The organism is Arthrobacter sp. Y3221114 (assembly GCF_059092625.1).
The window spans coordinates 360,892-374,917 of the sequence record NZ_JBNHHW010000001.1 but is presented as its reverse complement, the minus strand read 5'-3'; the positions used below and the strand labels follow the sequence as shown (position 1 = coordinate 374,917).

Sequence of the window (14,026 nt, the reverse complement as noted above, 5' to 3'; positions counted from 1 at the left end):
TCGTGGCCATTGAGGGTCGCCGCCCGCCCCGCCGGCCTGGCTGTTCCTGCTCCGGCCGCGGAACTAGAGCCGGATGCCCAGCAGCGCGTCGAGCAGCGCCGCGAACTGTTCGGCGCCGTCCCGGGCCTGCCCCGCGGCCTGCTGGCGGGAGTGTTCGGCGAAGCCGTCGATTTCGGCCAGGGCCGCGGGTGCGTGGAGGTCATTGGAGAGGGCCCGGCGGATTTGCTGCGCAAGCTCGGGTACCTGTTCGGCCTGCACGCAGGGGGCCGCGCCGCGCCAGGCTGAAAGCCGTGCCTGCGCCTGGCGGAGCAGATCCTCGGTCCAGAACCAGTCGCTGCGGTAATGCTGGCCCAGCAGCACGGTGCGGATCGCGGCCGGTTCCACGCCTGCCTCCCGCAGGGCCGAGACGAGCACGAGGTTGCCCTTGGACTTGCTCATCTTTTCGCCGTCGAGGCCGACCATCCCGGCATGCACGAAGTGCTTGGCCAGCGGCTTGCCGGTCATCGCGTAGGCGTGCCCGGCGCTCATTTCGTGATGCGGGAAGCTCAGGTCCGAGCCGCCGGCCTGGACGTCAAAGGTTTCCGGCAGGAATTTGCGCGCGATCACCGAACACTCGATGTGCCAGCCGGGGCGGCCGGCGCCGAGGGAGGCGCCGGGCCACTCGGGTTCCCCGTCGCGGGCAACGCGCCACAACAGTGCGTCCAGCGGGTGCTTCTTGCCCGGGCGCTCCGGATCGCCGCCGCGCTCGGCGAAGAGCGGCAGCATCTGACCTTCGGTCAGCCTGGACGTGGCGCCGTTGTGCCAGCCCGGTCCTGCGGCGGCAACCGAGTCGAAGTAGACGTCGCCGTCGGGCTCGCCGCCGGCACCGGGGACGCGGTAGGCGAGGCCGCGGGCCAGCAGGTCTTCCACCACCGGAACGATCCACTCGATCGATTCCACGGCTCCCACGTACTCCTCGGGCGGGATGACGTTGAGTTCTTCCATGTCCGAGCGGAACAGCTCGGTCTGGTCCTTCGCCAGCAGCTGCCAGTCCATGCCGGTGGCCTCGGCGCGTTCCAGCAGTGGATCGTCGATGTCCGTTACATTCTGCACGTACTTGACGGTGCGGCCGGCGTCGCGCCAATAGCGGTTGAGCAGGTCGAAGGCCACGTAGGTGGCGGCATGGCCCATGTGGGTGGCGTCGTACGGGGTGATACCGCAGACGTACAGGCTTCCCGTGGAGGACGGCTCAAGCCGTACCAGCGACCCCACGGAGGTGTCGTGGATGGTCAGTTCGTCTTTGCCGCCCGGGATTTCGGGTACGGCACGGGCATTCCAACCAAGCACTCTTGAGTTTCCTTCCGATGAGGCGAACGGACGCAGATGGCGGGCGGGCCGCCGTCGTAAATTACGCTCCTAACATTCAAGGATGCAGGAGCCGGATAAATTCCCGGGCGTCAGGCGTTGATGACTCCGAAGCCCAGCAGCACGAACAACAGCGCGCCCAGGGCGATCCGGTACCAGACGAAGAGCCGGTAGCTGCGGGTGGACACGTACTTCAAGAACCAGCCGATGATCACGAAGCCCACGCCGAAGGCCACCACCGTGGCCAGCGCGGTCTCCCCCAGCCCGTACGGCCCGGGTTCGCCGAAGCTCTTGGCCAGCTGGTAGAAGCCCGAGGCGAAGACCGCCGGGATCGCCAGCAGGAATGAATACCGGGCGGCGGCCTCGCGGGTGTAGCCCATCAACAGGCCGGCGGTGATGGTGCCGCCGGAGCGCGAGACGCCCGGGACCAGGGCCAGCGCCTGGGCCAGCCCGTAGAGGATGCCGTGCTTGTAGGTGAGCTTGTCCAGCGTGCGCGTCTGGCGGCCGATGGAGTCGGCGATGGCCAGGAACACGCCGAAGACAATCAACATGGTGGCCACGATCCACAGGCTGCGGAAGGTGGATTCGATCTGGTCCTGGAACAGCAACCCGAGCACGCCGATGGGGATCGAGCCGATGATCACCAGCCAGCCCATCCGGGCGTCCGGGTCGTTCCGCGGCACCTTGCCGGTGAGCGAGCCGAACCAGGCCTTGATGATGTTGACGATATCGCGCCAAAAATAGACGACGACGGCGGTCTCCGTGCCCAGCTGGGTGATGGCGGTAAAAGCAGCCCCGGGATCGGCGGCACCGGGCAGGATCTCTCCGACGATGCGCAGGTGGGCGCTGGACGAGATCGGGAGGAACTCGGTCAGGCCCTGCACGAGCCCCAGGATGATTGCTTCTAGCCAATTCACATCCTCGACCTTATGGCACGCAGGCCCGCGGAACGGAAACGGACACAGCCGTGGCGGCGAAGATCCGGCCACGGGATGAGGACGGCGGGCCGCTGCCAAGGGCACCGCGCCGCAGGCCATAAGCTGGCTTTATGGAGCACAATCGCTTGGGTCACAGTGGGCTGAAGGTCCCGCAGCTGTCGCTGGGAACGATGACGTGGGGAGAGGAAACGGACGAGGAGGCCGCGGGCACCATGCTGCGCGCCTACCTGGACGCCGGCGGCACGCTGCTGGACACCGCCGCGCCCTACGCCGAAGGCCGCAGCGAGGCCATGCTCGGCGCGTTCCTGGGCGAACTGGTCCCCCGGCAGGAAGTGCTGGTGGTCTCCAAGGCGGGCGTGACGCGCAGCGAGGGCCGGCGCGAGGTGGACACGTCACGGGGCGCCATGCTGCGCAGCCTGGACGCCAGCCTGGCACGGCTGGGCACGGACTACCTGGACCTGTGGCTGGTCCATCTTTGGGACGACGGCGGCGCGCCGCTGGAAGAAACCCTGTCGGCCCTCGAGTACGCGGTGTCGTCGGGCCGTGCCCGCTACGTGGGAGTGTCCAACTACTCGGGCTGGCAGTTGGCCCGCGCGGTCTCGACCAGCCCGGTTCCGCTGGTAGCGGTGCAGAACGAATATTCGCTGCTGCACCGCCGGCCCGAACACGAGGTCATCCCGGCTGCCCGCGCCCTCGGGCCGGGTTTGATGGCCTGGTCGCCGCTGGGGCGCGGCGTCCTGACCGGCAAGTACCGTACCGGCATACCTGCCGATTCCCGGGCCGCCTCGGAGCAGCACGCCCGCTACGTGGAACCGTACCTGAGCGGCCGGCCGGCCCGGATCGTGGATGCGCTGGCCACCGCTGCGCGCGGCCTGGACGTCCGGCCGCTGGACCTGGCGCTGAGCTGGGTGCTGCAGCGGCCCGCCGTCGGCACGGCAGTGGTGGGGCCCCGCACCCCCGCCCAGCTGGAAGACATCCTGAGGGCTCCGCTGGACGCCCTGCCAGCCGCGATCGCCCAAGCGCTGGACGAGATTTCCACGCCGTAACTCCCGCTCCAAACGGGTGCTCTGTGCGCTGAACCAGTGGGAATTCCGCGCACGGATCACGTGGAACTCGGGCGCGGCGGCGCCGGCGCCAAAAACGCTTGATCAGGTCCGGGCGGCCCCGGGGCGTGCTACTTTTCTTCGATCTCCAGATCGTCGTCGAACGGGTCCACCACGTCGTCGGGTTCGTCCATGCCCTCGTCGTCCGACTCGTCGTAAATGACCAGCGGCGTCACTTCGCCGTAAGCATCGTAGAGCGCGTCCTCGTAGGTCTCGAACGATTCCATGATGGACGAGAACGCTGCTTCCACGGCAGGATCGTCATCACCCCGGCGGCTGGATGCGGCGGCCAGATGCTCCTGGAGGGCGGAAACCAATGACTCGAGTGCGACGCGCGGATCAATGCTCATGCTGTAGACGTTAGCCGCAATGTGGAGAATAAGTGAAGAGAACAGGAGGGCAATGAGAGAACAATTTCTGGGTGCCGCCGTCACCCGCGAACGCGACTACGCCCGGCAGTACGAATACCTGGTCCTGACCGTGAATAAAGACGAATCCGTCGGCGAAGCCCGCCGCGCGCTGACCGAGCACGCCGAGTACGGCAAGTGGGATCTGGTCCGCACCCGGCTGTACCTGGGCGGCAGCCGCAAGTACTGGCTCCGCCGCAGGGTGCTCAAGGTCGAACGCACCGCCTGACCCCCAGGCAGGCGGTGCGCGGCCCGCGTCAGTCTTCCAACGGCCCCAGCCAGGCCGTTGCCACGGTGCTGTGCGCGGACTCGTCGTCCGAGGGGTGGTACAGCCCGGCCAGCACGTCGCGGTACAGCCGCTCCAGTTCCCGGCCGCGGAAGTAGCCGCCGCCGCCGGAGACGCGTACCGCCTTCTCCACCACGTCCTTGGCGGTTTCGGTGGCCCTGATCTTGATGCCGGACAGTTTGGCGAACCAAAACTTGCCGTGGTCGGCCAAAGTGTCCACGTCGCGGGCAATGGATGCCAACTGCGGATACAGCCCGTCCATGGCCAGGGCGGCATCGGCCACCCGCCAGCGGATGTCCGGATCCTGCGCGTAGCTCTTGCCTGTTTTCAGCGAACGACGGCGGTGCACGGCTTCCACCGCAAGGTCCAGGGCGCGCGTGCCGATCCCTGCGTAGACCGACGAGAGCAGGATTTCGAAGCACGCGAAGATGCCGAAGATCAACGGATCCGGATGGGGTCCCACCGGCAGTTTCCGGAAGACCCTGTCCGGCGCGGCAACCGCGCCTTCCAGCACCGTGGTGTTGGACTGGCTGGCGCGCATGCCCAGGGTGTTCCAGTCGTCCTTGATCCGGTAGCCGGGCTTGTCCCGGTCGATGAACCCCCACACCAGCTGCGGTTCGGTGCCGGAGTCGTCGCGGCCAAAGACCCCGAGCCGCGTCCAGGCGGGCGAGAGGCTGGTGAACACCTTCGTACCGGTGAACTCATAACCGCCGTCCCCGCGGGGTGCGGCGACGGTGCGCGAATCGAAGAGGACCTGGTCGTTGCCGGCCTCGGAGACCCCGAACCCGAAGACTTCGCCGCGGCCGGCCTCGGCCAGGACGTAGTCCATGGAGTCGTCGCCGCGGGCCCTGAGGACCCGTGCGACGCCGGTCCAGACCAGGTGCATGTTGACCGCCAGCGCCGTGGCCGGCGCTGCCGTGGCCAGCCGCATCTGCGCCCTGGCCGCCTCTTCCAGCGTGTAGCCCAGGCCCCCGTCTGCCTCCGGGACGAACATTTTCAGGTAGCCCGCCTCGACGAGGTCGGCGAAGTCTTCGTGGAAGAAGCTGTTCGCTTCGTCGTAGCCTGCGGCCCGGCCCCTGATGGTCTCGAGCAGGTGGTCCGGGAGCAGTTCTTCAACACTGGCGGGCATGCCGGTGGTCCTTTCGTCGTCGTCCAAAGAAGTCAGTAGGTGGTGAGCAGGCGCTGCAGGACGCGGGTGCCGAACTTCAGCGACTCCACCGGAACCCGTTCGTCCACACCGTGGAACATCCCGGTGAAATCCAGGTCGTCGGGCAGCCGCAGCGGAGCGAAGCCGTAGCCGGTGATGCCGAGCCGGGCCAGCGCCTTGTTGTCCGTCCCGCCGGAGAGCGTGTACGGCAGCACCACGGCGTCGGGATCCTCATGTGCGAGCGAGTCGATCATGGCGTCCACCAGGTTGCCGGCGAACGGCACCTCCAGCGACCTGTCCTGGTGCACGTAACTGACCTGGACATCGGGGCCGGCCAGTTCACGGATCGTGGCCAGCACCAGCTCTTCCTGTCCGGGCAGCGTCCGCGCGTCAATCCGCGCCTCGGCCAGGCCGGGAATCACGTTGTCTTTGTAGCCGGCCTTCAACACCGTCGGGTTGGACGTGTTCTGCAGGGTGGCGCCCACAAAGCGGGCCAGGGTGCCCAGTTCCTTGAGCAGGATGTCGGGATTGTCCGGATCGAATTCGACGCCGGTCAGCTCGGTCACGCCGTCGAGGAATTGGCGGGTGGTGTCCGTCAGCTCGATCGGCCACTGGTGGGCTCCAATCCGGGCAACGGCGGCCGCCAGCGTGGTCACCGCGTTGTCAGTGTTGATCTGGGAACCGTGCCCCGCCCGGCCGGCGACTGCGAGCCGCAGCCACGCGATCCCCTTCTCCGCGGTCTGGAGCAGGTAGGCGCGGCGGCCGCCAATGGTGGCCGAGAAGCCGCCCACTTCCGAGATGGCTTCGGTGGCGCCGTCGAAGAGCTCGGGACGGTTTTCCACCGCCCAGCGCGCCCCGTACGTGCCGCCGGCCTCTTCGTCGGCGAAGAACGCGAAGACGATGTCCCGGCGCGGCTGGATGCCGCTGCGGGCCATGTGCCGCGCCACCGAGAGGATCATCGCGTCCATGTCCTTCATGTCCACGGCGCCCCGGCCCCAGATGAGGCCGTCCCGCTCCTCGCCGCTGAACGGATCCACCTGCCAGTCATCGGCCTGTGCCGGCACCACGTCAAGGTGGCCGTGTACCACCAGCGCCGGAGCCGAGGGGTCCGTGCCGGCCATCCTCGTGACGACGGACGCCCGGCCCGGCGCGGACTCGAACAGTTCAGTCGCCAGTCCAACCTCTTCCAGCAGCCCGGCCGCATACTCGGCGGCCGGCCTCTCCCCCGGCCCCTCGTTGCTGCCGTAGTTGGAGGTGTCGATCCGGATCAATTGCCGGCAGATCTCGACCACTTCTTCGTGCGGGCTCGGTACAGTCATGAAGGCTCCTCGAAATCGATGTCTGTCCCCAGCCTAACGAGCAGGAGCGGCCGAAGGCAGCAGCTGTTCCGCCGGGGCGCCGCGGCAGGGCGCGCGGACGGATCCGTGCCCTGCCGCCGGCGCCGTCGAACCGACGCCGGGCACGATTCAACAGTTCGGGCAAAACATGTTAGAGTTTTTCTCGCTGCTTTCGACGGAATCGGTGCGCCTGAGGGCCTCCGGAGATCCTGCGAAAGTCCACCTGCGCGGGTGGCGGAATGGTAGACGCGCTAGCTTGAGGTGCTAGTCCTCTTATTGAGGGTGAGGGTTCGAGTCCCTTCCTGCGCACAGAGAAAGCCCCGGACTTCCGGGGCTTTTTTGTGCCCCCGCAGCGCGGAAGGCCGAGCCGTCTCCGCCGCGGCGTCCCTACGGAGACGGCATCCACTCCTGACCGATCGCGGCCGATTCGGCGCGCACTACGGTGACCGCCTCCCGGACAATGCCGCTGTCGTCGTCCTCCGCCGCACGGGCCCGGCGGATAAAACCGCCGGCATCCCCCCGGCCGGCACGCACCGCCCGCAAGGGTGCCAGGAGGGCAGCCCGGCGCAGCCACGGGTTCACTTCTTCCGCCCAGCGATCGAGGATCGCTTCGCCGCGCGCGCGGGGCTGGCCGGTCAGCCCCTGAATCAAGGGGCCGACGACGTCAACGGCGAGCGGGTCCGCCAAGGCCGCCGTGCGCGCGTCCCGCAGGAAACCTTCCAGCCGCGTCAGGTCCGAGCTCCTCAAGAGGCGTTGGTTCGACTGCAGCAGTACCACGGCGGCCAGGCGCCGCTCGAAGACCGGCGGTGCCCACAGTTCGGAGCTGAGCGCGGTCACGTCGTCGTGCGAGAGCGGCCGGAACTTCCGCCCGGCGTCCCGGACCGTGCCCCTGACCGCGCCCACCGACGCACCGTAATAGCGCAATCCTTCGCCGGCTGCATTCTGCGCTTCCGCCCGTTCCCAGGAGGCTTCCCGCTGCAGAGTGACGTCGATGAATTCTGCCGCCGCACTCATCCCTCGATTCTTTCATTTACTCGGCATCCCGGCCGGACTCCCCCTGCCCGGGGGCCGGGTCGTTACCGGCTTCTTCCTGTTCGGTGTAGGTGCGCAAGAGGTCCTTCGCGCCGTCGGCCGCCGAGCCTTCCTGATCCAGTGACCGCTGCATGGTTTCGGCGTTTTCTCGGCCGGCGGGGAACGGCGGGAGCAGCGGAACATCGGGATCGGTGAGCACCTCGATCAGATACGGCCGGTCGGCGGCCAGTGCCTCCTCCCACGCGGCGCCGAGCTGCTCGGGGTCCTCGACCCGCTTCCCGTGCAGTCCCAGCAGCCGTGCATAGCCCGCGTAGTCGACATCGGGCAGGGCCTGGCTGTCCGCGAAACGCGGCTCGGCCTCCATCTCCCGCTGTTCCCAGGTCACCTCGGCGAGTTCCCGGTTGTTCAGCACGCAGACCACAAAACGCGGGTCCATCCACTGCTGCCAGAGCCGGCCGACGGTGATCAGTTCGGCGAGGCCGCTCATCTGCATGGCCCCGTCTCCGGTGAGGGCGACAACAACCCGTTCCGGGGAGGCCAGCTTGGCGGCAATGCCGTACGGCAAGGAACAGCCCATGCTCGCCAGCGTGCTGGAGAGGTGCGCCTGGGCGCCGGCCGGCAGCCGCAGCTGCCGGGCATACCAGTAGACGGAACTGCCTACATCGACGGCGAGCAGGCCGTCCGGAGGAAATCTTTCGCTGAGCTCAAAGACCACCCGTTCGGGGTTGACGGGTTGCGCCGGCGTCATCGCCCGCTGCCGCGACAGCTCGCGCGACTGCCGGACCCAGCCCTCCACCTGCGCCCGCCACGGGCCCGCCGGGCGGTCCTCAAGCAGCGGCAGCAGCGCCTCCAAGGTGGTCGCGGCGTCGCCGGTGAGCGCCGCCTCGACCGGATACCGGTTGCCGATGGCACCGGAATCGTTGTCCACCTGCACCGCCCGGGCGGCGCCGGGCGGCGGGTAGAACTCTGTCCAGGGATCGTTGGAGCCAACGATCAGCAAGGTGTCGCAGTTTGCCAGCAGCTGGCCGCTGGCGGCGGTGCCAAGATGCCCCATCGTTCCGGCCGCGAAGGGCAGCGACTCGTCCACATAGGGTTTGCCCAACAGGCTGGTGGCAATGCCTGCCCCGAGCTTTTCTGCCACCGCCACCACCTGCCCGCGGGCGTCCCGCGCTCCCTGTCCCACCAGCAGGGCAATCCGCTGCCCGGCGTTGAGCACGGCCGCGGCTGCGCGCAGGTCGTCCGGGTCCGGGACCACGTGCGCGGGGCGCCAGATCGGCGCGGTGGCCACTACGCCGTGGGCGTGCTCGAGTTCGGGAGCGGGCAGTTTCTGGATGTCGTGCGGAATGATCACCACGGCCGGGCCGCGGGCGGACAGTGCCGCCTTGAAGGCCCGGTCCAGCACCAGCGGAACCTGCTCCGGGGTGCTGACCTGCTGCCCGAAGGTGGCGACGTCCTTGGTGAGGTTGGCCAGATCCACTTCCTGCATGTACCCGGAGCCGAGCGCGGTGCGCGACTGCTGCCCGACGATGGCCACGACCGGAACGCTGTCCAGTTTGGCGTCGTACAGGCCGTTGAGCAGGTGCACGGCGCCGGGGCCCTGGGTGGCAGTGACCACCCCCACCCCGCCCGTGTACTTGGCGTGCCCCACAGCCATGAAGGCGGCATTTTCCTCATGCCGGGCCTGGATGAATTCGATCGTGCCCGCGCGCCGCAACGCGCCCATGAACGTGTTGATGCCGTCCCCGCTGTAACCGAAGATCCGCGGGACTTGCCAGGCGTTAAGCCGATCGACGATAAGGTCTGCCACGAGCCGCTGGGCCATGTCCACTCCACTCGCAATAGTCAGGGTGCTTACTGTCTATCATCCCTATCATCCGCTGCCGGCGTTTTGAACCCTTCGCGGAGCGTACCGCCGCCCTGCGGCCGGCATGCAAGGATGGCGGCATGGAACTGGACGGAGAACTGGCGGCCCATCCCATCCAGCAGGGTGCGGTGGTCCAGCGGGACATCGACCTGTACCGCACCCTGAGCGCCGACATTGCTGCCGGTGTGGCGGTGGTGTCGACACGATGGCGGAACCGGGACTACGCGGCGACCGTCAGCGGTTATCTCTCGGTGTCCTACGATCCGCCCACCATGCTGGTCAGCCTCTTCGAGGAGTCGAGGATTTGCGACGCCGTGGCCAGCTCGGGGACCTGGGCCCTGAGCCTGCTGGCATCGCAGCACCAGGGCACGGCGAACTGGTTGGCGAGCCCGGGCAATCCGGTGGAAGGCCTGCTCAACCAGGTGCCGTACCGGCGCGGCCCTGCCACCGGTGCCGCGGTGATCGGCGGAGCCCCGGCGTGGTTTGAGCTGAGGACAACGGCGGTGCACCCGGCGGCCACCCACCTGCTGATCGTGGGCGAGGTGCTGGCCATGGGCCGGGACGCTGCCGGTTCGGAAAGCGCCGATCCGCTCATCCACTTCGCCTCCTCCTACCAGCGCCTGGGCCGGTAGGAGGAGGCCGACCCCGTGAGAGCGGGAGCGGGTCAGGCCAGAGCCACGGCCGCGGCCGCGCCGGGCTAGGGCAGCGCCGGGGGCTCGGAATAGGCGCCTTCCCAGACGGCCCGCGATCCGGATTCACCGGTCAGCACCACCGCCACCGTGGCGCCGGCACACACGGCCAGCACGGCAACGGAGACCACCGCCGCGATGATGCGGTGCCCCACGCCTAGCTTGCGCCGCGAGGAGGCGTCCGCCGCCGTTCCGTAGCGGAACCACAACCAAAGCCCCAGCGCCGCGGCGAAAAGGCCGGCCACCCAGGGCAGCATCATGTCGCCCAACCGCATGTGTTCGACGGCCTGCGGCGTCTGGTCGATCCTCAGGAACAACCAATGACCGGCCTGCTGGGTGACCGGCACCAGTACCAGCGCCAGCAGGGCGATCAGCGGCGTGGCAATCCCCAGGCGGCGCCGCGCCGCCGGCCAGAGCAGGGTGAGCGCAACGCACAGCGCGGCGAGCGGAACGAACACGACGGTGGCGTGGACCAGGAGCACGTGCAGCGGCAGGGAATTGATTTCGTACTCCACCGGGATCCGCTCCTTGTGTTCCAGGCATGGCCCATCACCCGGTAAGACGCGTCCGCCCGACGTTGCGGTTCAGCCGGGAGTCCGGCCGCCGGTCCATTGTCTTACCCAGCTGCCTGCTCTATGAATGGACTATGACGGTCACGCTGAGGTCCCTCGAAACCGCTGTTCCGGATACCATCTTGATCCAGTCGGAGGTGCGGGACGTGTTTTCCACGCAGCCGGGCTTGACGCGCCTGGGGCAGCGCCTGGTGACCACATCGTTCGACCAGTCAGGCATCGACACCCGGTACACCGCCGTCGACGAACTCACGATGGCCAGGCGAACGGACAACCCGGTGTTTTTCGACGCCGATTCCCGGCGGCTGCTCTCGCCGAGCACCAAGGTGCGGAACGACGTTTTCGCGGACAAGGCTACCCCGCTGTTCATCGAGGCCGCCGGCAAGGCGCTGGCCTCCTGCGAGGGGATCGGCCCGGCGGACATCACGCATCTCATCACCGTCTCCTGCACCGGCTTCTTCAACCCCGGCCCGGACTACAAGATCGTGCGCGCACTCGGGCTCAATCCTGCCGTCCAGCGCTACCACCTTGGCTTCATGGGCTGCTACGCGGCGTTCCCGGCCCTGCGCGCGGCCAAGTCGTTCTGCGACGCGGATCCGGACGCCGTGGTGATGGTGGTATCGGCCGAACTCTGCACCCTGCACGTGCGTACGTCCAACGACCCGGACACCATCGTGGGGTCCTCGCTGTTCGCGGACGGGGCGGCGGCCGCGATCATCACCGCGCGCGGCCTGGCAGAGACCGGACCGGCCATCCGGCTGGACCACTTCGAAACCGTCCTGACCCCGGTTGGCGAGGAATCCATGGCCTGGAACATCGGCGACGAAGGCTTCGAAATGGTCCTGGGGACCTATGTGCCGCACATCATCGACGATCACATCGTCGGCGCCCTTGAACCCCTCTTGGCCCGTGAACAGGCCCTGGCCGCCAAACCGTACCGCGACATTGAACACTGGGCGATCCACCCGGGCGGCCGCAGCATTCTGGACAAGGTCGAGGCCAAGCTGGAGCTGACCGGGGAACAGCTCGTGCCGGCCCGGGAAACGCTGCGGCGGTACGGGAACATGTCCAGCGCCACCGTGATGTTTGTGCTCAAGCACATCCTGGAACAGCCGGCCGGGTCCGCCGAGGAGCGGATCTGCTCGATGGCGTTCGGCCCGGGCCTGACAGTGGAAACCGGGCTGTTCACCAAGACCGTGCCGGCCGCGACCCTCCAGACCCGCCAGGTCCCCGCGGCAGCGGCGGTGTAGGGCGGGAACGGACCGCCGTGGCCGCACGCCCATCGGCACGCAATGCTTCAACGTTCCTGGCCCGCCGCGCCACGGACGCCGTGGAGGAAATGGACAGGCCGGACTGCGATCCCGCCATGCTGCGGCGCACCTATGCCCAGTTTCCGCTGATCAACCGGGCGGTGTCCGGTTGGCACGGCATCTACCGGCGCCTGCTTCGCCCGCGCCTGGCCGGCATCGAGGCCCCCACCCTGCTGGATATCGGCTCCGGCGGCGGCGACGTTCCCCGGCTGCTCGCCCGCTTGGCGGCCCGGGACGGCCTGGACCTGCGGATCACGGCCATCGATCCCGACCCGCGCGCGCATGCCTTTGCCGTGTCCCGGCCGCAGTCGCCCGGCCTGGAGTTCCGGCAGGCCTTCAGTTCGGAGCTGGTCGCCGAAGGACGCAGCTTCGACGCCGTGGTGTCCAACCACTTGCTCCACCACCTGACCGCCCCCGAGCTGGCCGGGTTGCTGGCCGACTCGCAGCGGTTGTCCCGCACCCTCGCAGTGCACAGCGACATCATCCGCAGCCGGACGGCGTACGTGCTGTTCGCCGCCGGGACGCTGCCGTTTTTTCACCGGTCCTTCATCCGGCGGGACGGCCTGACCTCCATCCGCCGCAGCTACACCCCGGACGAGTTGCGCGCCGCCGTCCCGCCCGGCTGGCGGGTGCTGCCTGATTCACGCTTCCGGCAGCTGTTGATCCATGAGACCAATGCCTGAAGCGGCGCTCCCCCGGAGCCGGCCCGACGAAGCGATTGCGGACCGCGTGCTCGATGTCGCCGTGGTCGGCGGCGGCCCGGTGGGACTGTTAATGGGCATCCTGCTGGCCCGGCGCGGAGTGGACGTGGCGGTCCTGGAGCGGCGCCGGGCCCGCAGCAGCCACTCCCGGGCGATCGGGATCCATCCGCCGGCCCTGGCCGTGCTCGACGACGCCGGCGTGGGCCCAAAGCTGTTGGCGGCCGGCGTCCGCATCCGCCGGGGGGTGGCCCGCAGCCGCGGCCGGGAAGTAGCGTCGTTGTCGTTTGATGCCATTCCCGACGCGCATCCCTATGTGCTGGCCGTGCCGCAGGTCATCACCGAACGGCTGCTGGAAGAACAGCTGGAGGCGCTGCGTCCCGGCGCCCTGCGGCGCGCGGTGGCGGTGGAGGCGGCGCACGACGACGGGGCTGCCGTGACGTTGTCCTGTCGCGTGGGCGCCGGACCGGACCCGGCAGCGGGTGCAGGCACGGCGCCGGCGCGTCGCGCGGGCGCGGGACCGGACCCGGCGGCGGGTGCGGCCACGGTGCGGGCCAGGCTCGTGGTGGCGGCCGACGGCGCATATTCGGCCTTGCGCCATCAACTCGGCGTCGGGGTGCGGACCCGGGTGTATCCCGACGCCTACCTGATGGGAGACTTCGCCGACACCACCGTCGACGGCAGCACCGCCGTGCTCTATCTGGAGGCGGGCGGAATCGTCGAATCCTTTCCGCTCCCCGGCGGTACCCGGCGCTGGGTGGCCAGGATGCCCGGCGTGGTCAGCCACCCTACCGCGGGCGGCCTCGCCTCCCTGGTCGCGCGGCGGACCGGCACCGGGCCGGACCCCGGCAGCTGCTCCATGCTCAGCGCCTTCTCCGTCAGCTCCCGGATGCCGCGGCGGCTGATAGCCGGGCGCATCGCGCTGATCGGCGACGCAGCACACCAAGTCAGTCCGATCGGCGGGCAGGGCATGAACCTGGGCTGGCTGGACGCGGCCGCCTTGGCTCCGATCGTGACCGCAGCCCTGGCGGGCGAAGCGACCGGCACGGCGCTGCGCAGGTTCGAGGCGGACCGGCGGCGGGCGGCCAACACCGCCATCTGGCAGGCGCACCTGAACATGGCCTTGGGCCGGCCGCTGCCGGCGCCGGTGCTCGCCGCCCGCAACCGCCTGTTCAGCGCGCTCACCCGGGTGCCCGGCGTGCAGGACACGGTGGCCAGCCGCTTCACCATGCACTGATCCGTCATCAAGCGGCTGCGGCTTATCCGGACGGCTAAAGTGGCTCTAGACAAATTCGGCAG

General features: G+C 68.8%; 14 protein-coding genes and 1 tRNA gene. 7 read left to right on the top strand and 8 right to left on the bottom strand.

Translation table 11 applies throughout. The features are described 5' to 3' along the window. Positions 1-63 precede the first annotated feature (63 nt). Positions 64-1,326 (bottom strand): cysteine--1-D-myo-inosityl 2-amino-2-deoxy-alpha-D-glucopyranoside ligase, encoded by a 1,263-nt coding sequence (mshC, locus tag AC5RV3_RS01760; protein WP_494120679.1) that lies wholly within the window; start codon positions 1,324-1,326, stop codon positions 64-66. Positions 1,327-1,436: 110 nt separating this feature from the next. Then, positions 1,437-2,261 carry an undecaprenyl-diphosphate phosphatase gene (locus tag AC5RV3_RS01755; RefSeq protein ID WP_494120678.1) on the bottom strand — a complete coding sequence of 275 codons (825 nt, stop codon included), beginning with the start codon at positions 2,259-2,261 and terminating at the stop codon, positions 1,437-1,439. Positions 2,262-2,392: 131 nt separating this feature from the next. Between AC5RV3_RS01755 and AC5RV3_RS01750 the strand changes: the two genes are divergently transcribed. Beyond that, complete coding sequence (locus AC5RV3_RS01750) at positions 2,393-3,328, top strand: aldo/keto reductase (protein ID WP_493987222.1); 936 nt, start codon at positions 2,393-2,395, stop codon at positions 3,326-3,328. Positions 3,329-3,456: 128 nt separating this feature from the next. On the opposite strand, the gene AC5RV3_RS01745 is transcribed toward AC5RV3_RS01750, so the two are convergent. Beyond that, the gene (locus AC5RV3_RS01745; RefSeq protein WP_493978463.1) at positions 3,457-3,735 is read right to left on the bottom strand and encodes a hypothetical protein; all 279 of its coding nucleotides are present in this window, start codon (positions 3,733-3,735) and stop codon (positions 3,457-3,459) included. A gap of 52 nt (positions 3,736-3,787) precedes the next feature. Here AC5RV3_RS01745 and AC5RV3_RS01740 point away from each other — a divergent pair, with 52 nt between their 5' ends. Then, entirely contained in the window at positions 3,788-4,021 is a 234-nt protein-coding gene (locus AC5RV3_RS01740; protein WP_493978464.1) for a DUF5703 family protein, read from the top strand. A gap of 28 nt (positions 4,022-4,049) precedes the next feature. Here AC5RV3_RS01740 and AC5RV3_RS01735 read toward each other — a convergent pair whose 3' ends face one another. Further along, positions 4,050-5,207 (bottom strand): acyl-CoA dehydrogenase family protein, encoded by a 1,158-nt coding sequence (locus AC5RV3_RS01735; RefSeq protein ID WP_494120677.1) that lies wholly within the window; start codon positions 5,205-5,207, stop codon positions 4,050-4,052. A gap of 32 nt (positions 5,208-5,239) precedes the next feature. After that, entirely contained in the window at positions 5,240-6,544 is a 1,305-nt protein-coding gene (locus AC5RV3_RS01730) for a M20/M25/M40 family metallo-hydrolase (protein ID WP_494120676.1), read from the bottom strand. 243 nt (positions 6,545-6,787) lie between these two features. On the opposite strand from AC5RV3_RS01730, the gene AC5RV3_RS01725 reads away from it, so the two are divergent. Further along, positions 6,788-6,871 (top strand) — tRNA-Leu (locus tag AC5RV3_RS01725). Between the two features lie 78 nt (positions 6,872-6,949). Here the strand turns inward: AC5RV3_RS01725 and AC5RV3_RS01720 are convergent. Then, on the bottom strand, positions 6,950-7,576 hold the full coding sequence (locus tag AC5RV3_RS01720; RefSeq protein ID WP_494120675.1) for a DNA alkylation repair protein: 627 nt from the start codon (positions 7,574-7,576) through the stop codon (positions 6,950-6,952). Positions 7,577-7,592: 16 nt separating this feature from the next. Continuing rightward, on the bottom strand, positions 7,593-9,416 hold the full coding sequence (locus AC5RV3_RS01715) for a thiamine pyrophosphate-requiring protein (RefSeq protein ID WP_494120674.1): 1,824 nt from the start codon (positions 9,414-9,416) through the stop codon (positions 7,593-7,595). Positions 9,417-9,538: 122 nt separating this feature from the next. Here AC5RV3_RS01715 and AC5RV3_RS01710 point away from each other — a divergent pair, with 122 nt between their 5' ends. Continuing rightward, complete coding sequence (locus AC5RV3_RS01710; protein WP_494120673.1) at positions 9,539-10,090, top strand: flavin reductase family protein; 552 nt, start codon at positions 9,539-9,541, stop codon at positions 10,088-10,090. 65 nt (positions 10,091-10,155) lie between these two features. Here the strand turns inward: AC5RV3_RS01710 and AC5RV3_RS01705 are convergent, their stop codons facing one another. Next, positions 10,156-10,662, bottom strand: a complete 507-nt coding sequence (locus AC5RV3_RS01705) for a hypothetical protein (protein WP_494120672.1) — start codon at positions 10,660-10,662, stop codon at positions 10,156-10,158. A 131-nt stretch (positions 10,663-10,793) separates the two neighbouring features. Here AC5RV3_RS01705 and AC5RV3_RS01700 point away from each other — a divergent pair, with 131 nt between their 5' ends. From AC5RV3_RS01700 to AC5RV3_RS01690, 3 genes are read left to right on the top strand one after another with little or no spacing between them, the layout of a single operon-like run. After that, positions 10,794-11,969, top strand: a complete 1,176-nt coding sequence (locus AC5RV3_RS01700) for a type III polyketide synthase (RefSeq protein WP_494120671.1) — start codon at positions 10,794-10,796, stop codon at positions 11,967-11,969. 17 nt (positions 11,970-11,986) lie between these two features. Further along, entirely contained in the window at positions 11,987-12,712 is a 726-nt protein-coding gene (locus AC5RV3_RS01695) for a class I SAM-dependent methyltransferase (protein ID WP_494120670.1), read from the top strand. Further along, complete coding sequence (locus AC5RV3_RS01690; RefSeq protein WP_494120669.1) at positions 12,705-13,964, top strand: FAD-dependent oxidoreductase; 1,260 nt, start codon at positions 12,705-12,707, stop codon at positions 13,962-13,964. The genes AC5RV3_RS01695 and AC5RV3_RS01690 overlap by 8 nt, the downstream gene beginning before the upstream one ends. The last annotated feature ends 62 nt before the right edge of the window (positions 13,965-14,026 follow it).